Raw genomic sequence first — 19,388 nt, forward strand, 5'->3', positions numbered from 1 at the left:
CGCCACTAAATATAGCGGCCATATCTAGTAATGCAACCCTGCTACAGTCACCCCATGGCGGAACCGGGGATCGAGACGGGCAGGGCGAGCGTCGAACTCGTCGCCGCCTACGCCTTCGACCACGGTGCGTTCACGGCGAGCGACGTCATGGACGAGACCGGCCTGACCCGCGCGACCGTGCTGAACGCCTGCGACGCCCTCGCCGACCGCGGCTGGATCCGGGAGCTCGACGACGCACGGGCCGCCGGCGACTACCGGCGAGGACGACCCGCCAGGCGCTACGAACTCGCCGCTGACACCGCGTTCGTCGTCGGACTCGACGTGGGCCAGCATCGGGTCGCGGCGCTCGTCGCGACGCTCCGTGGTGAGGTCGTCGGCCGCGCTGAACGCCCCATCGCGGGTGGGGACGAAGACCCAGACCTCCGCCTCGCGACCGCACGGACCGTCGTCGAGGAGGCGACCGCGCAGGCCGGTGCGACCCCGGGACAGGTACTCGTGACCGCCGTCGGCGTCCCGGCACCGGTGGACGCGCACGGCCGCTCCCCGCGCGGCGATCACGACTACTGGGCCCGGATGAACCCCGACTTCGCGAGCCGCCTCGGCCCCTGGGGCGACGTCGTGCTCGAGAACGACGCCAACCTCGCGGCCACGGCCGAGCGCGCCCTCGGAGAAGTGGCGCGCGAGTCCATCGCCGTCCTCCTGGCCGAGGCGAGCTTCGGCGCGGGACTCATCGTGGACGGCGTACTGCTGCACGGTGGGGCCGGCGGTGCAGGCGAACTCCGCGTGCTCGGCATGGTCGAGGGCGTCGGTTCGCCGGAGGGCCTCGACGGTGCGGCACGGTCGTGGCTGGAGGAGGATCAGCGATCCGGCGCCGTGCCGGCGGCCTCCCCACTCGCCCGCATGCCGATCGGCAACCTCGATGTCGGCCGCATCATCGACGCCGCAGCCTCGGGCGACGCCTATGCCGGCAGACTCGTCGAACGTCTCGGGGAGCGCCTCGGGCGGGTGTGCGTCCTGCTCGGCAGCCTGCTCGACGTGGACGAGGTCGTCGTCGCCGGCGGCGTGGCCCGCGTCGCCTCACCCGTCATCGCCGCGGCTCAGACCTGGCTCGACGAGGGGACCTACGCCCCGACGCCGATCGTGCGGGCGTCGCGACTCGGCGCGGACGTCGTCGCCCTCGGTGCGATCACCCGGGCCGTCGCGACGATCCGCTCCCAGCCGTGGCGCTTCGCCGCTGCGATCCCGCGCTGAGCGGCCAGCACACGGCGCAGATCGGCCCGGACACGGCGCAGGGCCCCACCTTCCGCCAAGATCGGTGGGGCCCTGTGAGCGGTGTCACCGCAGTGCGAACAGTCGTTCCGGCCGTACTCGTTCAGACCGTTCGCAGGGGACGGGCGACGCAGAGCGGGCCCGTGTGCTTCAAGATTCGCAGCAGAAACGCGTTCATCCCGCCCCGAACGGTCGTTAAGAATCGCTCTTCTTGTCGATTGCTGAAGTTCTGCGCGAGCGCGACTACTGCACCGACCATCCGCCGTCGGACGGCAGGATGACGCCGTTGATGTTCACGCCGTCGTCGCTCAGCAGGAAGGTGATGGACGCCGCGAGCTGCTCCGCGGTCGCGATCGTCGGGATCGCCGCCTGGAACGGTCCGAGCCGCGCCGAACCCGCCTCGGAGACGTTCGGCGGGAAGGGGATCCCCGTGGCGACACCACCCGGAGCGACCGCGTTGACCCGGACGCCGTGCGGTCCGTACATGAAGGCGGCGCTCTTGGTCATGCCGACGACCGCGTGCTTCGAGGTCGTGTAGGCGTTCCCCGAGGCGTTGCCGCGAAGCCCGGCCTCGGACGCGATGTTGACGACCGAGCCGGATCCGGCCGCGACCATCGACGGCAGGACCGCGCGGGTCAGCTTGAAGGCGCCGGTGACGTTCACGCCCATCACCCGCTCCCAGGTCGCGTCGGAGGTCTCGTGAAGCGGGGAGAAGTCGTCGTTGATGCCGGCGACGTTGGCGAGCGCGTCGATCCGCTCCCCTGCCGCGGCGACGATCGCGTCGATGTCGTCCTGCTTCGTGATGTCGCCGGCGACCGTGACGAGGTCGGCGTCCGGCAGGCTCGAGGCGAGGTCGGCGAGCTTGTCCTCGAAGAGGTCGACGGCCACGACCCGGCCGCCTTCGCGGGCGACGCGGGATGCCGTGGCACGGCCGATGCCGGAAGCGGCCCCGGTGACGATCACGGTCTTCCCGACGAACCGGCCGACGGTGATGCGCTCCTGCCACCCCTGGGGCGCGTCGTCGACGGGTGCGACGCCGTCGTTCGCGGCAAGCACGAGGTCGTCGATGAGCGACTGGGGCAGCTTGCCCTGGCTCAGGGCGACGAGCTGCTGGAGCGGGAGGCCCGAGATCGGGGCGAGCTGCGATTCCTCGGTGCCCAGCTGGGTGAGGAGGCCGCGGATGAGCGGTCCACCGGTGGGGTCGGCGAGCCACGCGGCGATCGGAGTGTTGGCGGTGAGGGCGCTCATGGGGTTCCTTCGTTCTCGGGAGGGCGATGAGCGGCGGGACCGCATGGGCCTCGATCCATACCGGACATCATTGTCCGGTACACGTTACGCCCTCCAGGTCATGGCCACCAAGCCCTCACGGCGGGCTCCCAGCCGGGTGCTCAGGACCGGCCGCGCGGCGTTACGCTACCGGGATGTCGTCCACGCCCCCGAAGCCGAACCGAGGCCCGAGCGCGGGACCCGAGAACCGCCGAGCGCTCGTCGCCGCAGCGCGTCAGGTGTTCGCCGCGGACGGCTTCAGCGCTCCCCTCAGTGCGGTCGCGAAGCGGGCGGGCGTCGGACAGGGCAGCCTGTACCGACACTTCCCCGACCGACTCTCCCTCGCGCTCGCAGTGCTCGACGAGAACGTCGGTGAGTTGGAGGAGCACACCGGGCTGCCCGATGCGACCCTCGACACCCTGCTCGACGTCGTGATCGACCAGGCCCTCGTCACCTCGCCCTTCGTCGAGGCGATCCTCGGCGAGGGCGACGACCCCCGCGTGATCGCGCTCGGCACCCGCCTCGACCGCCTCGCGCACGCCCTCCATGCGAAGGAACTGGCTGCGCACCGCATCGCCGACCACGTCGAGCCCGACGACATACTCATGGCGATCTCGATGGTGGGAGCAACGCTCACCCGCATCCCCGATTCCCATCGAGCCGACACCGCGGCGCGCGCGAAGGCGATGTTCCGCCGCTCGTTCGGCCGATGAACCGGGGCGGAACGATCGCTGCGGCTGGGGCGGTGGCACAGGAAACACGCGAACCGTGTGCCGACAGCCCATTGAGGCGCGCGAGGGACGACCGTAGGGTCGAAGGGACAGAGAAGGGGTCCGCCATGCAGGCCAGCGCGTTCGCGTCGATCGACGTCGACACCATCCGTCGGTCGCTCGGCGAACCGGATCCCGCCGCGACGGCCAAGATCATGGACGAGCTCGACGAGAACTGCCTCGCCTTCCTCGCCCACTCGCCGTTCTGCACCATCGCGACGTCCGACGCCGACGGCCGGTGCGACAACTCCCCGCGCGGGGACTACCCCGGGTTCGTCCGCGCGCTCGACACCCGAACGCTCGTGATCCCGGAGCGCCTCGGCAACCGGCTGGCCGACTCCCTGCAGAACATCGTCCAGAACGGCCACATCGGCATGCTGTGCTTCGTCCCCGGCATGAGCGAGACCCTACGGATCAACGGCACGGCCACCGTCACCGACGACCCGGCACTGATGGCGATGCTCGAGCAGGACCACGTGACGCCGCAGCTCGCGATCGTCGTGCGCACCGAGGAGGTCTACCTGCACTGCGGGCGGGCACTCCTCCGCGGCGGGCTGTGGGACGCCGAGATGCAGGAGCTCGCGGCCGAGGTGCCGAGTGCGGGCCGGATCTGGGCGAGCATGTCGGGGCTGAGCACCGAGGTCGGCGACGCCATCGACGAGGCGGTCGCCGTCGGGAACCAGAGCCTGTACTGATGACTGGGAGCAGGAGGGATTCCTGATGCGCAATCGCGCGGGCATGACCGGTCCTGATCTCCAGATCGGCGATGCTATCGATATGAGGGATTCCTGATGCGCAATCGCGCGGGCATGACCCCGCTCATCGTCCAGGAGATCGTGCGCGAGACGCCGACCATCGTCAGCGTCGTGCTCGCCGATCCGGAGGGCCGCCGGCTCCCGCCGTGGGACCCCGGAGCGCACATCGACCTGCAGCTCATCACCCGCCACGAACGGCAGTACTCGCTCTGCGGTGATCCGGCGGACGAATACCGGTACCGGATCGCTGTCCTGCGGGAGGAGCACTCGCGGGGTGCCTCGCACTACATCCACAACTTCCTCAAGGTCGGTCGCAAGGTGTTCATCCGGCCGCCGCGGAACCTGTTCCCGCTCTCGGACGCGAAGCGGCATCTGCTGCTCGCGGCCGGCATCGGGATCACGCCGCTGCTCTCGATGGCGAGGCGGTTGGCCGCGGGCGACGCCGACTGGACCCTCGTCTACGCAGTGCGCACGCGGGAGGACATCGCGTTCGCGCCGGAACTCGAAGCCCTGGGCGACCATGTGCGGATCCATGTCAGCGCGGAGAGCGGCCGACTCGACCTGGCAGGCCTCCTCGTGGGACTCGAGCCGGGCACCGACGTGTCGGCCTGCGGGCCGCGCGGGTTCACGGACACCCTCACGAACCTGGCCGAGACGCTGCCCGAGGACTGCCGGTTGCACCTCGAGCGGTTCGAGCCGAAGCCCCGCTCCTACCTGCCGAACACGGCGTTCACCGTCGAGTGCGCGAGGTCGGAGCGGACCGTGGAGGTTCCCGCCGGGCAGACGATGCTGCAGGCGATGCAGGCCGCGCGGGTCGGTGTCGCCGGGTCGTGCATGCGCGGCGTCTGCGGCTCCTGTGCGGTGCAGGTGGTGGACGGGACGCCGGAGCATCGCGACTCCCTGACGACCGACGACGCGTCGATGATCATGTACCCGTGTGTGTCGCGGTCGCTGACGTCGACGCTCGTGATCGACGCGTAGGCGGCGCAGCGCGCCCCCGGCCCCCGAGCACCCCATCCCGGTCCCTGAGCACCCCATCCCGGTCCCTGAGCCTGTCGAAGGGCGACGTACCCCCGTGGGCACTTCGACAAGCTCAGTGACCGGAGGAAGACACGACGACCAACAGCGGATCCGGTCCCAAACCGGACAACCCACCCCGGTCCCTGAGCACCCCACCCCGGTCCCTGAGCCTGTCGAAGGGCAGTGCACCCCGTGGGCACTTCGACAAGCTCAGCGACCGGGTAAAGGCGCAGCGGCCACAAGAGGGGAGCCGGTCCCTGAGCCTGTCGAAGGGCGACGTACCCCGTGGGCACTTCGACAAGCTCAGTGACCGGAGAAAGGAACCCCGGACCAGGAGGTCCCAGCCCCAAACCGGAACACCTACCCCGGTCCCTGAGCCTGTCGAAGGGCGACGTCATTCGTGAGCACTTCGACAAGCTCAGTGACCGATGGAATAGGGCTCAGTGACCGGAGGAAGGCACCCCGGTAGTCAGGGACGCCAGGTGGCGTCGGCGGAGGCCAGGACCGTACCGTCGGCGGCACGCACGACGACCGAGGTGCCCTCCGGGCCGTCCGTCCCCGCGATGCGGAACGCCGTGTCGACGAGCACCGGCGCCTTCGCCCGGAAGCGGACCGACGCGAGCCGACGACCACCGGCGTTCGCGGTGAGGGCGTCGAGCACCAGGATGCGGGTGAGCGGGCCGTGCACGAGGAGGTCGTCGAGCCCCTCGACCTCACGCGCCCACTGCCGGTCGTAGTGGATGCGGTGCGTGTTGCCCGTCACGGCCGAGAAGCGGAACAGCTGGCGGGAGTCGAGCGAGCGGGTCACGGTCCAGTCGGCTCCGGCGTCGGGATCGAGCGCGTCCTCGGCTGCCACCTCGGGCGCCGCCGTCCGCGGGGAGGGCACCGCGGGCTGCGCCTCGAGGAACACGTCGTGCCAGGTGCTGCGGACGGCGACCTCGCCGTCGACGAGGTACTCGCGCACGAGGTCGGCGAAGACGAGCCGTCCGGCCCGCCCCTGCTTCTCGACGAGCGAACCGAGCCTCGTGCGCTGCGTGACCACGTCGCCGTAGCGGAGGGGCGACAGGAACTCGGTGTCCTCCCCCGCGTACATGCGACGCGGCAGGTCGATGACCGGCAGCACGCCGTCCTCCGCCGGTGAGCCGTCCTCCCGGAGCTGCGCGAACGGCGTCTCGAACGGGAAGTGGACGCCCTCCCAACCGGTGGGGAGCCCCTCTCCGAGGACCGGTTCCGGTGCCGCGGTCGCGAAGGTGCTGCGGTACCAGGAGGCGGGACGCAGATCGAGCGTCTCCTCGCGGTCCACTAGATCACCCCGTCGGAACGCAACGCGGCGATGCGGTCGGCGTCGTACCCGGCGAGCGCCGTGAGCACGTCGTCCGCATGTTCGCCCATGTGGTTCGCGGGACGGTCGGTGGTCGCGGGGGTCGCGCTCAGTTTGATCGGCTGGCCGAAGGAGCGGAGGGTGCCGAAGGAGCCGTAGTCGGTCTCGACGACCATCTCGCGTTCGGCGGTCCCGGGGTCCTCGACGACCTCGCCGATGGTCTTGACAGCGGTGAGCGGGACGACGTCGCCGGCCAGTTCCTCGAGCTCGGCGCGGGTGCGGTCCGCGAACCAGGAGACGACGAGCGGCTTGACGCGTCGGGCGTAGACCTCCTCGTCGAAGCGCTTGCGCATGGTGTCGATCTCGGGGTCGGCGATCGCCTCGGGCGTGCCGAACAGCTCGCAGCTCGCCTTCCAGAGCTTGTCGGTGTACGCGCCGAAGAACACCTGGCCGTCGGCGCAGGGGAACAACTCGTAGGGTCGCACCCAGGCGTGTTCGTTGCCGGACGGCGAGGCGACGGTCCCGTCGACGGTGTAGTCGACGACGGCGGTCTCGGTCATCGCGATGATGCTGTCGACCTGGGCGACGTCGACGAGCTGGCCCACGCCGGTGCGCTCGGCGTGCCGGAGGGCGGCGAGTGTGCCGATGACGCCGAACATCGTCGCGGACAGGTCGCCGATCGTGACGCCGACACGCACGGGCGGCTGGTCCGCGTAGCCGTTCATGGACCAGAGCCCGCCGGCGGCCTGCGCCGTGTTGTCGAACGCCGGGCGGCGGCTCCGGGAGCCTGTCTGTCCGTAGCCGGAGATCGCGGTGTACACGAGTTTCGGGTTGATGGCGGCGAGCGCCTCGTACGGCAGGCCGAGCTTCGCCATGGTCCCCGGGCGGAAGTTCTCGACGAGGATGTCGGCGCTCGCGACGAGGTCGCGCAGCACCTCCTTGCCGGCGTCGCTCGCGAGGTCGAGCGCGAGGCCGAACTTGCCGCGGTTGTACTGGCCGTAGTAGCCGCTGAACTCCTCGTCGCCGTCACGCAGGTAGGGCGGGAAGCCCCGGGAGACGTCGGGGTCGTTCGGGTTCTCGATCTTGATGACGGTCGCGCCGAGGTCGGCGAGCATCGACGCGGCGTAGGGACCGGCGAGGACGCGGGAGAGGTCGAGGACCACGACGCCCTCGAGCGAGCCGGGCGGGACGGCGAGTCGTTCCGTGGCGGCGAGGACCGCTTCGGTGTCGGCTCCGGTCGACGGCTGCTCGGCCATGCGTGTCCTCCTGATCGCTGTACTCCGTACCCGTCAACGGTATCGGGCGATGGAGGCCCCACCCATGGGTGAACCCCACACCTCCCGCGCCGATCCATGGACCGCCCGTCCGTCACCGACGATGACGGGTGTGCATCACGACCGGGATAGGTGAGGCTAGGCTTACTTTATGCGCAGCGCGACCCTCCTCCGATCGAGACGCGCGCTCGCCGTCGGCACACTGGCCGCCGCGCTCCTCGTCATCGCCCTCGCGAGTCTGATGCTCGGCAGCAACCTCATCAGTCCCGTAGCCGTCCTCACCGCTCTGTTCGACCCCGCCCAGGACACCGGCGCCGTCGTCTGGGGGTCGCGGGTGCCGCGCACGGTGCTCGGCGTCCTCGTCGGCGTCTGCCTCGGGATCGCCGGTGCCGTCATGCAGGGGCAGACCCGCAACCCGCTCGCCGACCCCGGCCTGTTCGGCGTCTCCGCCGGCGCGAGTCTCGCGGTCGTCGTCGGGGTCTACGTGCTCGGCACGAGCTCGGTGGTCACGACGCTCTGGCTCGCTCTGCTCGGCGCCACCGTCGCCAGCGTCATCGTGTTCTCCGTCGCCGCACTCGGCCGCGGACTCTCGAGTCCCGTCCCGCTCGCGATCGCCGGCACCGCCGTCTCGGCCCTCCTCGTCGCCCTGACCTCGTACCTCGTGCTGTCCGACGAGACGACCCTCGCCGCCTATCGCATCTGGGTGGTCGGTTCGCTGTCCGGCCGATCGCTCACGGGCGTCGACGCGGCGCTCGTCTTCGCCGGGCTCGGCCTCGTGTTCGCGGTGGCCAACATCCGCTCGTTGAACGCCCTGGCGCTCGGGACAGAGCTGGCGAACGGGCTCGGCGAGAACCTCATCCGCGCGCGACTCGTGGGGCTCGCCGCGATCACCCTGCTCACGGCCGCCGCCGTCGCCCTGACCGGCCCGATCGCGTTCGTCGGACTCACCGCGCCGCACATCGCCCGCACGCTCGTGGGCGGGCATCACGGCTGGCTGCTCCCCGCCTCGGGACTCGTCGGCGGGAGCGTGCTGCTCGCATGCGACGTGATCGGTCGCCTCATCGGTGGCACCGCCGAGGTGCCCGTGGGTGTCGTCCTCACCGTCGTGGGTGGGGTCGCCTTCATCGCCATCGTGCGCCGCGGACGGATGGCGGAGCTGTGAGCGCCGTGCGGGAGGGCAGCCGCCTCTTCGGCCGCCTGTGGCGAGGGCGGGTCGTCGGCGTCACGATCGCCTGTCTCGTCGTCGCGCTGGCGTTCGCCCTGCTCGGGATCGTCGCCGGCTCGTCGTCCCTGACGATCCCCGACGTGATCACCACCCTGCTCGGTGGTGGGACCGGCGGCCAGGAACTCATCGTGTTCGAGCTCCGCCTCCCCCGGGTCGTCGGCGGCCTCCTCGTCGGTGCCTCCCTCGGACTCGCCGGGGCACTGACCCAGACCTTCGCACGCAACCCGCTCGCCACTCCGGACATCCTCGGTGTCACCTCGGGTGCCGCGCTCGGGGCCGTGGCCGCGATCGTCCTGGTCGGCGGCAGCTACTCGGTCGGGGCCGGCGCCCTCAGCCTGGGCTTGCCCGCCATGGCGGCGATCGGCGCGCTCGTCACCTCGGCCGCCGTCTACGCGTTGTCCTGGCGCGGCGGGGTCGACAGCTTCCGACTCATCCTCATCGGCATCGGTGCCACCGCGACCCTCGGCGGCATCACGAGCTACCTCATCGCCCGGGCGCAGATCACCGAGGCGGCAGCGGCTGCGCAGTGGCTCGTCGGCAGCCTCTCGGGCATCTCCTGGTCGAGCGTGTGGCCGGTGCTCGTCGCACTGGTGATCCTGACGCCGATCGCGGTCCTGCAGACGAGCAGCCTCGACATCAGCCAGCTCGGTGACGAGTTGTCGACCGGCCTCGGCGTCGCCGTCCAGCGGCATCGGATCGTCGTCATCGCGTGCGCGGTCCTGCTCGTCGCCGCAGCCGTGTCCGCCGCGGGGCCGATCGAGTTCGTCGCCTTCGTCGCACCGCAGATCGCCCGCCGCCTCGCCCGCACCGGTCGCCCGCCGCTGCTCGCCTCCGCGCTGCTCGGCGCCGTCATCGTGACGGGCGGCGACGCACTCGTCCGTGGCGTCCTGCCGGGCGAGATCCCGGTGGGCATCATCACCGCGATCGTCGGCGCGCCCTATCTCATCTGGTTGCTGACGCGCCGCAAGGAACGGGAGACCTCCGCATGACCGACCCCGCCACGACCCCCTCGCTCGTGAAGGAACGCCCGACGCCCGCCCTCGAGGCGAGGGGCGTCTCCCTGGCCTACGACCAGATGGTGGTCTTCGAGGGACTGGACCTCCGCATCGAGACGGGCGAGGTCACGACGCTCATCGGCGCCAACGGTTGCGGCAAGTCGACGCTGCTGAAGGCGTTCGGTCGTCTGCTCACCCCGACCGCCGGCACGGTCGAACTCGACGGTCGCGGTGTGCGCTCGATCCCGACCCGCGAGGTCGCGCGCCGCCTGGCTATCCTGCCGCAGAAGCCACTGACGCCGTCGGCGACGACCGTCCGCGACCTCGTCTCGCGAGGGCGGCACCCGCACCAGAGCCTCCTCAAGCCCTGGACGCCCGCCGACACGATCGCCGTCGACGAGGCCCTCGCCGCCACCGGCCTCGAGACGCTCGCCGACCGCGACACGGCCTCCCTGTCGGGCGGGCAGCTGCAGCGCGCTTGGATCGCCCTGGTGCTCGCGCAGCGTGCCCCCACGATCCTGCTCGACGAGCCGACGACCTTCCTCGACCTCAGCCACCAGCTCGACGTCCTCCGACTCGTACGGTCGATCAACCGCGAGCGCGGCGCGACGGTCGTCATGGTCCTGCACGACCTCACCCTCGCCGGCCGGTACTCCGACCGGCTCGTCGTCGTGGGCGGCGGCCGGGTCATCGCCGACGGGACACCCTGGGAGGTCCTCACCCCGGCCGTGCTCCGGGAGGCGTTCGACCTCGACGCCATCGTCATCCCCGACCCGAGCAGCGGCTCGCCGCTCATCGTGCCCGTCGACCCCGACGACGCGATCGCCCTCGACGCGGAGTGATCCGGGCGATCGGGCATTCCGATATCGTTTCGTGACTTAGGTTCGGCTACCCTAAGTACCATGACGATCTCTTCACGCCTCCGCCGCGCCGCACTCGTTCTCGTGCCGGCGCTCGCCCTGGTCGGCCTCGCCGGCTGCTCCCCCACCGCCGCATCCGACGCCGACAGCAGCGGCGCCTGGAGCTACACCGACGACACCGGCACCACGGTCAAGCTCGACCAGCAGCCGAAGCGCGTCGCGAGCTTCGCCGACTACGCGCTCGGCCTGCACGGCAACGGCATCGACCCCGTCGCGGTCTTCGGTCGCGTCGACGTCGCCACCGACAAGCGCTTCGCGGACTACGACCTCGGCGACACGGCCATCGTCGGCAACAGCTACGGCGAGATCGACCTCGAGGCACTCGCCGAGGCGGCACCAGACCTCATCGTGACCGGGATCTACCCGACCGACCGCGACGGCACGCTCGACCTCAAGGGTCCCTACTACGGCGTCGCCGACGTCGAGCAGCAGGAGCAGCTGGAGAAGATCGCTCCGGTCGTCGCCATCAAGGTCGGCGGCAAGGGTGCCGACGTCATCGCCTCGCTCAACAAGCTGTCGGAGGCGCTCGGAGCCGACGAGGACACCATCGCCGCGGCGAAGGAGAAGTACGACGCCGCAGCAGCAGACCTGACCGCCGCAGCGAAGGAGACCGACCTCGAGGTCACGCAGATGTACGCGGACGCGAGCGGGGTCTACGTCGTCAAGCCGCAGGACGAGCCGGAGACCGAGCTGTACAGCGAACTCGGCGTGAAGTACACGAACGCGAACCCGGACGGCTACTACTACTGGGACATCTACAGCTGGGAGAACGCTGGCCAGGCGATGACCGGTGACGTCCTGCTCGTGAACGTCGAGGGCTTCCAGCAGAGCGACCTCGAGGCTCAGGCGACCTTCGCCTCGCACCCGGCACTCGTCGCCGGTCAGATCCACTCCTGGAACACCGCTGCCCTCGACTACACGTCGCAGGCGAAGCAGATGGAGACGCTCGCCGGGATCCTCCGCGAGTCGAAGGCGCTGTAGCGAGCACCCCCGGTCCCGCCCTTCGACAGGCTCAGGAACCGCCTGTCGAAGGGCCACGTCACCCGTGTGCACTTCGACAAGCTCAGTGACCTGAAGAGACCTCCCCGGCGAACCCGGTCCCTGCACTTCGACAAGCTCAGTGACCGGAAGAGACCTTCCCGGCGAACCCGGTCCCTGAGCCTGTCGAAGGGCGTCAGCCCGAGCGCACTTCGACAAGCTCAGTGACCGGAGATGGCTCAGTGACCGGAGATGGCACAGCGACCCGAGATGGGCACAGCGACCGGAGATGGGCACAGCCAACGGTCCGGGGTGAGGCGACCCTCGGGAACCCCACCCCGTGTGCTCCCGACGCACCGGATCGGCTTCGGAGTGTGCCGACCGCACATGGGCTGAGCCTCCAGACGGCCGGTAGCCTCGTCAGGCGTCCCGGCCGTCCGGGTGCGCCCAACACGAAGGAGTGCCATGGCCATCCAGAGCGCGCGCGAGAGCGACCCACGCGGAGCAGACACCACCGCCGTCGGCCAGAGCGACATCGATCGCGACGGCCTCGACTCCCGGGTGCAGCGTCGCCGCGCCATCCTCGCCAGCTCGGTCGGCACCGTCATCGAGTGGTACGACTTCACCCTCTACGGGCTGGCCTCCGCGCTCGTGTTCGCGCCACTGTTCTTCCCCGGCGCCGGTGACCTCGCCGGCCTGCTCGGCGCGTTCGCCGGCTTCGCGGTCGGCTTCGGTGCCCGCCCGATCGGCGGCCTGATCTTCGCCCACTACGGCGACAAGCTCGGGCGCAAACCGACGTTGCTCATCACGCTCCTCTTCATGGGTGTCGCGACCACCTTCATCGGCCTCCTCCCCACCGCCGACGCCATCGGCATCTGGGCTCCGATCCTGCTCATCGTGCTGCGGATCTTCCAGGGCATGGGCTCGGGTGCCGAGTTCGCCGGCGCGATCACGATGGCGAGCGAGTCCGCCGACGTGAAGCACCGCGCGTTCGCCGCGTCGTTCCCCGGCGCCTCCGTGTACGTGGGCATGGCGCTCGCGACCACCGTCTTCGCTGTGGTGAGCACCCTGCCGATCGAGCAGTTCCAAAGCTGGGGTTGGCGGATCCCGTTCCTCGCGAGCGTCGTCATCGTCGCGTTCGCCCTGTACTTCCGGCTGCGGGTCAAGGAGACGAAGGCGTTCGAGAGCGCGGAGGAGCGCGGCGCGGTCACCTCGGCACCACTGGTCGGCGCCATCCGCTCGCACTGGCGGGTGATCCTCTGCGGCATGGGGCTCTTCGCGTTCGCACTGCCGTGGGTCTACGTCGTGCAGGTGTTCTCGCTGTCGTACGTGACGGGCACGCTGAGCGTGAACCCGACGGAGGCGCTCATCGGCCTCATCGTCGCGGAGGTCCTGACCATCCCGACGGCGCTGCTGTTCGGTCGCCTCGCCGACCGCATCGGTCGGAAGCCCGTCCTCATGGGCGCCGCGATCTTCGGCGTGGTCTACGCGTTCCCGATGTTCCTGCTCTACGACACGGAGCAGTCGGCCCTCGTCGCCCTGGGCCTCATCCTGGGCCTCGCCGTCATCCAGGGGGCCACCATCGGCACCTCGGGAGCACTGCTCGCCGAGATCTTCCCGACCTCGATGCGCTGGAGCGGCATCGCGCTCTCGCGTGAGATCCCGGCCGCCCTCGTCGGCGGGACGGTCCCGCTCGTCGCGACCGCGCTCGTCGCCGCGAGCGGTGGTGCACCGTGGTTGGTGGCGGCGTACCTGCTGGTGCTCAGCGCGATCGGCATCGTCGGGATCGCCTTCCTGCCGGAGACCCTGCCGCGCAAGCAGCGCGGCTGACCTGCCCCCCGGTCCCTGAGCCTGTCGAAGGGCGACGTCACCCGTGTGCACTTCGACAAGCTCAGTGACCGGAAACGGCCTACCCGGAAGGCCCCGGTCCCTGAGCCTGTCGAAGGGCGACGTCACCCGTGGGCACTTCGACAAGCTCAGTGACCGGAAAGGGTGAGGTCAGTGACCGGAAAGGGTGAGCTCAGCGACCGGAATAAGTGAGCTCAGTGACCGGAAAAGGCCTACCCGGAAGGCCCAGGTCCCTGAGCCTGTCGAAGGGCGACGTCAGACCGTGGGCACTTCGACAAGCTCAGTGACCGGCGGCGGTGAGCTCAGTGACCGGCGGCGGTGAGCTCAGCGACCGGGCGCGGTGAGCTCAGCGACCGGGCGCGGTGAGCTCAGCGACCGGGCGCGGCCCGGCCGAGCAGCCTGGGCCGCTTACTCCTCGTCCCAGGTCATGCGACGGCCCATCACGGGCACCGAGGCCAGCAGCTCTCGGGTGTAGGCGTCCTCGGGAGCGGCCAGGACGGTGGCCGTGGGGCCCGCCTCGACGACCCGGCCGGCCTGCATGACGCTCACCGTGTCGCACATGTAGTTCACGACGGCGAGGTTGTGGGAGATGAACAGCACCGTGAGTTCGAGCTCACGCTGCAGCTCGCGCAGCAGGTTGAGGACGACGCCCTGCACCGACACGTCGAGCGCCGAGGTGATCTCGTCGGCGATCAGGACCTCCGGTTCGGCCGCGAGCGCCCGGGCGATCGTGATGCGCTGCCGCTGACCACCCGAGAACGCCGACGGCAGGTCGTTCGCGCGGTCCGGGTCGATGTGCACGCGCTCGAGCAGCTCGCCCACCCGGGACCGCTGCTCCGAGCGACTCCAGGAGCGCCCGGTCGCCCGGGACCCCTCGGCGATCGACAGCCCGATCGGCATGCGCGGGTCGAGCGCGGAGTACGGGTCCTGGAAGACGAGTTGCACGCGTCGACGTGCACGACGGGCAGCGGACGAGCGCCCGACGATGTCGGCGCCGTTCAGTCGGATGCCGCCGGCGCTCGGGATGACGAGACCGACGGCGGCCGCGGCGACCGTCGACTTGCCCGAGCCGGACTCCCCCACGAGCCCGTGGGACGTGCCTGGGCGGACCGTGAGGTCGAAGCCGTCGACCGCGGTGTGCGCGGACGCGCCGTGGCCGTAACGGACCGTGAGGCCGGAGAACTCGAGACCGGTCATGCGCGCTGTCCTTCGGTGGTGATGGGCCCTTCGACAAGCTCAGGGACCGGGAGGGGCTCCTCGTCGATCGCACCGATGACCGGGAGCGGCATGGTGCGGTCGGAGGTCATGTCGGGCACGCAGGCGATGAGCCCACGCGTGTACGGGTGCCGCGCCTCGTGGAGGCGATCGGCGTCGAGCGATTCGACGATGCGGCCGTCCTTCATGACGAGGATGCGGTCGCAGAACCCGCTGACGAGGGCGATGTCGTGCGAGATGAGCAGGATCGCAGCGCCCGTCTGCTCCTGCGCCTCGTGGAGGACCCGGAGGACCTGGCGCTGCACCGTCACGTCGAGCGCCGTCGTGGGCTCGTCGGCGATGAGCAGCTTCGGGCGGCCCATGAGCCCCATACCGATCATGGCCCGTTGCCGCATGCCGCCGGACAGCTCGTGTGGGAACTGCTTCAGGCGCTTCGCCGGGAGCGGGATCCGCACCGACTCGAGCGCGGCCTCGGCGCGTTTCGTCGACTCGGCCACCGACAGCCCCTCGTGGACCTCGACGGTCTCGCGGAGCTGCTTGCCGATCGTGAGCGAGGGGTTGAGCGAGGTGAGCGGGTCCTGGAAGACCATCGCGAGCTCGAGGCCGAGGCGGCTGCGCTCGGCCTTCGTCAGCGGTGCGGTCATGTCGATCCCGCGGAAGCTCAGCTCCGAGGCCTGCACCGAGGAGTCCGGCCCGAGGAGGGCGGCGATCGCCATCGCGCTCACCGACTTGCCCGATCCGGACTCGCCGACGACACCGACGACCTCGCCGGGCATGATCGTGAGGCTGATGCCGTGGACGCGCTCGACGAGACGGCCGTCGCGGTCCGGGAAGGCGACGCGGAGATCGCGCACCTGCACGACGGGCTCCTGGTCGGCGGGCGTCGCAGCCGCAGCCGAGGCGGTCGCGGGAGCCGCGGTGCGACGACGCGCGGGCGCGGGCAGGCCGAGGAGCCGCTTCGACGACTCGTTCCAGAGCTCGCCGAGCTGCGTGAAGATGACGCCGCACACGACGAGCGCGATGCCGGGACCGATCGCCGCCATCGGGTTTCCGTAGATGCGGGCGATCCCGAGGCCGAGGAGGCGACCCCAGTCGTACTCGGGCGCCTGCACCCCGAGACCGAGGAAGGACAGGCCGGCGAAGGCGAGCAGCGTGCCGGAGGCGGAGACCGCCGCGTTCACGAGCATGGGCGGCAGCATGTTCGGCATGACGTGCCGGACGAGCACCTCCGCTTGCCCGACGCCGGCGATCCGCGCGGCCTTCACGTAGTCGCGACCGATGAGCGACGACGCGAGCGTGTAGGTGAGGCGGGCGAAGGTCGGCACGCCGGCGAACCCGACGGCGAGCATCGCGCCGGTGGCGCTCGCGCCCCAGATCACCGAGAAGAACAGCGCCATGAGGAGCCAGGGGAACGACAACAGGATGTCGATGAGCGCGGTGACGAGTCGACGCAGCGGGCGAGGCAGGACCGTCGCGACGGCCCCGAGCAGGACGCCGCCGACGACGGAGATCGCGGTGGCGCCGAGGGTCAGCAGGACGGACACCCGCGTGGCGACCATGACCCGGGCGAAGACGTCGCGTCCGAGCTCGTCTGTGCCGAAGGGGTGGGCGAGGCTCGCACCGGCGAGGCGGTCGGCCACGGACGTCGTGTCGGCGGCGGACCCCCAGACGGTCGGGCCGACGACCGCGACAACGATGATGAGGAGCGCTCCGATCGCGCCGGTCAGGCCGCGCGGGGTGCGGAGGCGGTCGAGCACCGGGGAGCGGCGTGAGGGGGTGGGACTGGAGGTGGTCGGACGGGTGCTCATGAGCTCAGCCCTCCGTGATCGAGGAGCGCGGATCGATCGTCGCGAGCGCGATGTCGATGAGGAGGTTGAGACCGAGGACGAGGATCGCGTACACGAGGACGATGCCCTGGATCATCGGGTAGTCCTTCGAGGTGATCGACGAGACGATGCTCGTCCCCAGGCCCGGGATGGCGAAGACCGTCTCGATGAGCACGGTGCCGGCGACCATGCCCGTGAGGATGATGCCGCCGATCGTGAGCGTGGACGTCACCATGTTCGGCAGCGCGTGCCGGAGGTAGACCAGGTGCGTCGGCAGGCGCTTGCTCCGTGCCGTGGTCATGTACGGCATCTCGAGGACGGCCAGCATCTCCACGTGCACGATGCGGGCCAGGTACGCCATCGGACCGACCGCGAGGGCCACCACCGGCAGGATCGCCTGGTCGAAACCTCCCCAGCCGGCGGCCGGGAGCACCTTGAGCCCGATGCTGAACACGGCGATGAGACCGACGGCGAGCAGGAGGCTCGGGATGGCGATCAGCACGCCGAGTAGACCCGAGACGCCGAGGTCGGCGAGGCGGCGGCGGCCGGTACGCGAGGACACCGCGGTCGCGACACCGATGGGGAAGGCGCCGATCGCCGCGAGGAGGAAGGACGCGACCGCGAGGGTGAGCGTCACCGGGAACCGCTGCGCGATCGTGTCGGCGACCGGCCGCTGCGACCCGATCGCCGTGCCGAAGTCGCCGCGGAACAGCCCGCTGACGTAGTTGACGAACTGCTCCGGCACCGGCACGTTCAGGCCGAGGTCGGCGCGCGTCCGCTCGACGAGTTCCGGGGTCGCGCTGTTCCCGAGCGCAGCCCGCACCGGGTCTCCCGGCACGAGCTGCACGATCAGGAACGTCGCGACGATGACGATGGCGAGGGAGACGAGCACCCGGCCGAGTCGTCGGAGGATGAACGAGGTCCGCGGGGAGAGTCCGCCGAGGACGCCGCGACCCCCTCGACGCGCGACCGCCGGGCCGCCGGGGCCCGTGGCCGGGTCGGTGGCCTGCTCGGTGGTCACGGTCGAGGGGATCGTCATGATCAGCCGACCATCCGGATGCTCGTCGGGCGAATGAAGTTCGGACGCTCGACCTCGGCGCCGTTCAGGTACAGGAAGTCCTGCGCGTCGGCGATCGGGAACACGTCCGTCCGCTCGATGAGCTTCGCTTCGGCCTGCTGCCAGAGGTCGCAGGTCTCCTCCGGGCTGGCCGTCTTGGCCTGCTCCGCGAGCGCGTCGTACTCCGGGTTGTCGACGAACATGAAGTTGTTGCCGCCCTTGTCCGGGGTCTCGCCACCGAAGAAGGTGTTCACGATGACCGGTCCGCCCGGAGCGATCTGCACGAAGCCGGTGTCCCAGTCGAAGGTCGAGAACAGCTGCTCGGACCAGGCGTTCGCGTCGTTGCCCGAGAGCTCCGTCGTGACGCCCAGCTCGTCCCAGGTCTGCTGCACGAGCTCGGCTGCGGCCGCGTGGCTCGGGGTGGCCGCGTCGTAGATGAACTTGATCGTCAGCGGCTCGCCGTCCTTCGACCGCTTGCCGTCGGAACCGAGCGTCCAGCCCGCCTCGTCGAGCAGTTCGCCGGACTTCTCGACGTCCGTCTCGGGGAGCGTCCACTGCGGGCCGTCGGCGACGCAGAGGTACGGGCTCTTCACGACGAGCGACTTGGACTCCTCGGCGGTGCCGTCGGTGACGACCTCGCCGACCTGCTCGCGGCCGATCGCGGTGACGAGGGCCTCACGGACGAGGGGGTCGGAGGTGGGGCGCTCCGGGCGCTCGTTGAAGAGCATCTCGCCGATCGGGTTGCGCACGCCCTCGCTGCCGAGACCGGCGGCCTCGACGCGGTCCTGGTCGGCGCCGCCGATGCTCGCGGCGTTCACGTCACCGGAGAGCAGCAGGTTCGCGGCGGTCCCGGGGTCGGTGACGACGCGGACCTCGAAGGTGTCCGGCAGGCCCTTGGTGTCGCTCGTGACGTCCTCCGGGCCCCAGGTGTAGTCGTCGCGCTTGGTGAAGGTGTAGCTGGAGCCCGGGGTCGCCTTGTCGAGGGCGAACAGGCCGGTGCCGTTCATCGTCTCGACGAGGGAGTCCGGGTCGTCGAGGCCGGCCTGGCAGACCATCTCGACGGTGCCCGTGTTGGCGAGGATGAACGGGTCGGGCGTCGTGCTCGTGACGGTGAGCTGATTGCCGTCGGCGGTCGCGGTCATCCGCTCGGAGACCTGCGCGCCGTAGTAGAAGGTCGCGTTGGCCGGGTCGGCGTTGTAGGTGATGTTCGCCGCGGCGGTCTCCGCGGTGAACGGGGTGCCGTCGGCGCAGGTGATGCCGTCCTTGAGCGTGTAGGTGATGGAGGTGGAGCTCGCATCCTCCTCCCAGCTCTCGGCCAGCCAGGGCAGGAGCTCGCCGTCGGCGTTGACGTACACGAGCGACTCGTAGTGGAAGCTGATGATCTCGCGGGCCTCGAGGCTGATGCCCGTCATGGGGACGAGGCTGCCCGGGTCGCCGCTCATCGCGGTGACGAAGGTGCCGCCGGAGACGTACTCGCCGGAGGAATCGGAGGATTGCGAGGAGGTGCACGCGGTGAGGGCCACCGCGGTGAGGGCCGCGGTGGCGAGTGCCGCCGCGGCTTTCCGCTTGCTGTTCATGCTGGATCCTTCGTACTCGGGTGGCCGTGGTGCGCGGGTGGCCGGATCAGATGGGGTGAGGTGCCGTGCTGG

General features: G+C 70.5%; 16 protein-coding genes. 9 read left to right on the forward strand and 7 right to left on the reverse strand.

Going from position 1 to position 19,388, the window contains the following annotated elements; all coding sequences use genetic code 11:
- The first annotated feature begins 54 nt into the window (after nt 1–54).
- Nucleotides 55–1,251: an ROK family protein gene (locus ACQ3HE_RS08840; protein ID WP_430892280.1), complete on the forward strand. Its 1,197-nt coding sequence runs from the start codon at nt 55–57 to the stop codon at nt 1,249–1,251.
- A 261-nt stretch (nt 1,252–1,512) separates the two neighbouring features.
- Here the strand turns inward: ACQ3HE_RS08840 and ACQ3HE_RS08845 are convergent, their stop codons facing one another.
- Nucleotides 1,513–2,517 (reverse strand): SDR family NAD(P)-dependent oxidoreductase, encoded by a 1,005-nt coding sequence (locus tag ACQ3HE_RS08845; RefSeq protein ID WP_430892282.1) that lies wholly within the window; start codon nt 2,515–2,517, stop codon nt 1,513–1,515.
- A gap of 173 nt (nt 2,518–2,690) precedes the next feature.
- Between ACQ3HE_RS08845 and ACQ3HE_RS08850 the strand changes: the two genes are divergently transcribed.
- The 3 genes from ACQ3HE_RS08850 to ACQ3HE_RS08860 all read left to right on the forward strand — a co-directional run bounded on the left by ACQ3HE_RS08850 (nt 2,691) and on the right by ACQ3HE_RS08860 (nt 5,041).
- Complete coding sequence (locus ACQ3HE_RS08850) at nt 2,691–3,248, forward strand: TetR family transcriptional regulator (RefSeq protein WP_430892283.1); 558 nt, start codon at nt 2,691–2,693, stop codon at nt 3,246–3,248.
- A 125-nt stretch (nt 3,249–3,373) separates the two neighbouring features.
- Entirely contained in the window at nt 3,374–4,000 is a 627-nt protein-coding gene (locus tag ACQ3HE_RS08855) for an MSMEG_1061 family FMN-dependent PPOX-type flavoprotein (protein WP_071261734.1), read from the forward strand.
- A gap of 96 nt (nt 4,001–4,096) precedes the next feature.
- Nucleotides 4,097–5,041 (forward strand): PDR/VanB family oxidoreductase, encoded by a 945-nt coding sequence (locus tag ACQ3HE_RS08860; RefSeq protein ID WP_430892285.1) that lies wholly within the window; start codon nt 4,097–4,099, stop codon nt 5,039–5,041.
- Nucleotides 5,042–5,549: 508 nt separating this feature from the next.
- On the opposite strand, the gene ACQ3HE_RS08865 is transcribed toward ACQ3HE_RS08860, so the two are convergent.
- Entirely contained in the window at nt 5,550–6,383 is an 834-nt protein-coding gene (locus ACQ3HE_RS08865; protein WP_430892287.1) for an FAS1-like dehydratase domain-containing protein, read from the reverse strand.
- Entirely contained in the window at nt 6,383–7,657 is a 1,275-nt protein-coding gene (locus tag ACQ3HE_RS08870; protein WP_430892289.1) for a CaiB/BaiF CoA transferase family protein, read from the reverse strand. The genes ACQ3HE_RS08865 and ACQ3HE_RS08870 overlap by 1 nt, the downstream gene beginning before the upstream one ends.
- Nucleotides 7,658–7,826: 169 nt before the next feature.
- Here ACQ3HE_RS08870 and ACQ3HE_RS08875 point away from each other — a divergent pair, with 169 nt between their 5' ends.
- From ACQ3HE_RS08875 to ACQ3HE_RS08895, 5 genes are all read left to right on the forward strand, one after another.
- On the forward strand, nt 7,827–8,837 hold the full coding sequence (locus tag ACQ3HE_RS08875) for a FecCD family ABC transporter permease (protein ID WP_430892290.1): 1,011 nt from the start codon (nt 7,827–7,829) through the stop codon (nt 8,835–8,837).
- Nucleotides 8,834–9,889, forward strand: coding sequence for a FecCD family ABC transporter permease (locus tag ACQ3HE_RS08880; protein ID WP_200811400.1), 1,056 nt, complete (start codon nt 8,834–8,836; stop codon nt 9,887–9,889). The genes ACQ3HE_RS08875 and ACQ3HE_RS08880 overlap by 4 nt, the downstream gene beginning before the upstream one ends.
- Nucleotides 9,886–10,737, forward strand: a complete 852-nt coding sequence (locus tag ACQ3HE_RS08885) for an ABC transporter ATP-binding protein (protein ID WP_430892292.1) — start codon at nt 9,886–9,888, stop codon at nt 10,735–10,737. Before ACQ3HE_RS08880 ends, ACQ3HE_RS08885 begins: the two co-directional genes overlap by 4 nt.
- 60 nt (nt 10,738–10,797) lie before the next feature.
- Nucleotides 10,798–11,796: an ABC transporter substrate-binding protein gene (locus ACQ3HE_RS08890; RefSeq protein WP_430892294.1), complete on the forward strand. Its 999-nt coding sequence runs from the start codon at nt 10,798–10,800 to the stop codon at nt 11,794–11,796.
- Between the two features lie 462 nt (nt 11,797–12,258).
- A complete protein-coding gene (locus ACQ3HE_RS08895) occupies nt 12,259–13,623 on the forward strand; it encodes an MFS transporter (RefSeq protein WP_191940312.1) in 1,365 nt (454 codons plus the stop codon).
- A 426-nt stretch (nt 13,624–14,049) separates the two neighbouring features.
- Here ACQ3HE_RS08895 and ACQ3HE_RS08900 read toward each other — a convergent pair whose 3' ends face one another.
- The 4 genes from ACQ3HE_RS08900 to ACQ3HE_RS08915 are packed head-to-tail and all read right to left on the reverse strand — an operon-like array spanning nt 14,050 to nt 19,316.
- Complete coding sequence (locus tag ACQ3HE_RS08900) at nt 14,050–14,838, reverse strand: ABC transporter ATP-binding protein (protein WP_085512081.1); 789 nt, start codon at nt 14,836–14,838, stop codon at nt 14,050–14,052.
- A complete protein-coding gene (locus tag ACQ3HE_RS08905) occupies nt 14,835–16,664 on the reverse strand; it encodes a dipeptide/oligopeptide/nickel ABC transporter permease/ATP-binding protein (RefSeq protein ID WP_430892296.1) in 1,830 nt (609 codons plus the stop codon). Before ACQ3HE_RS08905 ends, ACQ3HE_RS08900 begins: the two co-directional genes overlap by 4 nt.
- A gap of 4 nt (nt 16,665–16,668) precedes the next feature.
- The gene (locus ACQ3HE_RS08910; RefSeq protein ID WP_137242513.1) at nt 16,669–17,721 is read right to left on the reverse strand and encodes an ABC transporter permease; all 1,053 of its coding nucleotides are present in this window, start codon (nt 17,719–17,721) and stop codon (nt 16,669–16,671) included.
- A gap of 2 nt (nt 17,722–17,723) precedes the next feature.
- Nucleotides 17,724–19,316, reverse strand: coding sequence for an ABC transporter substrate-binding protein (locus ACQ3HE_RS08915; RefSeq protein ID WP_430892298.1), 1,593 nt, complete (start codon nt 19,314–19,316; stop codon nt 17,724–17,726).
- Between the last annotated feature and the right edge of the window lie 72 nt (nt 19,317–19,388).

It is taken from the genome of Plantibacter auratus, from assembly GCF_050587365.1.
GTDB classification, from domain to species: domain Bacteria; phylum Actinomycetota; class Actinomycetes; order Actinomycetales; family Microbacteriaceae; genus Plantibacter; species Plantibacter auratus.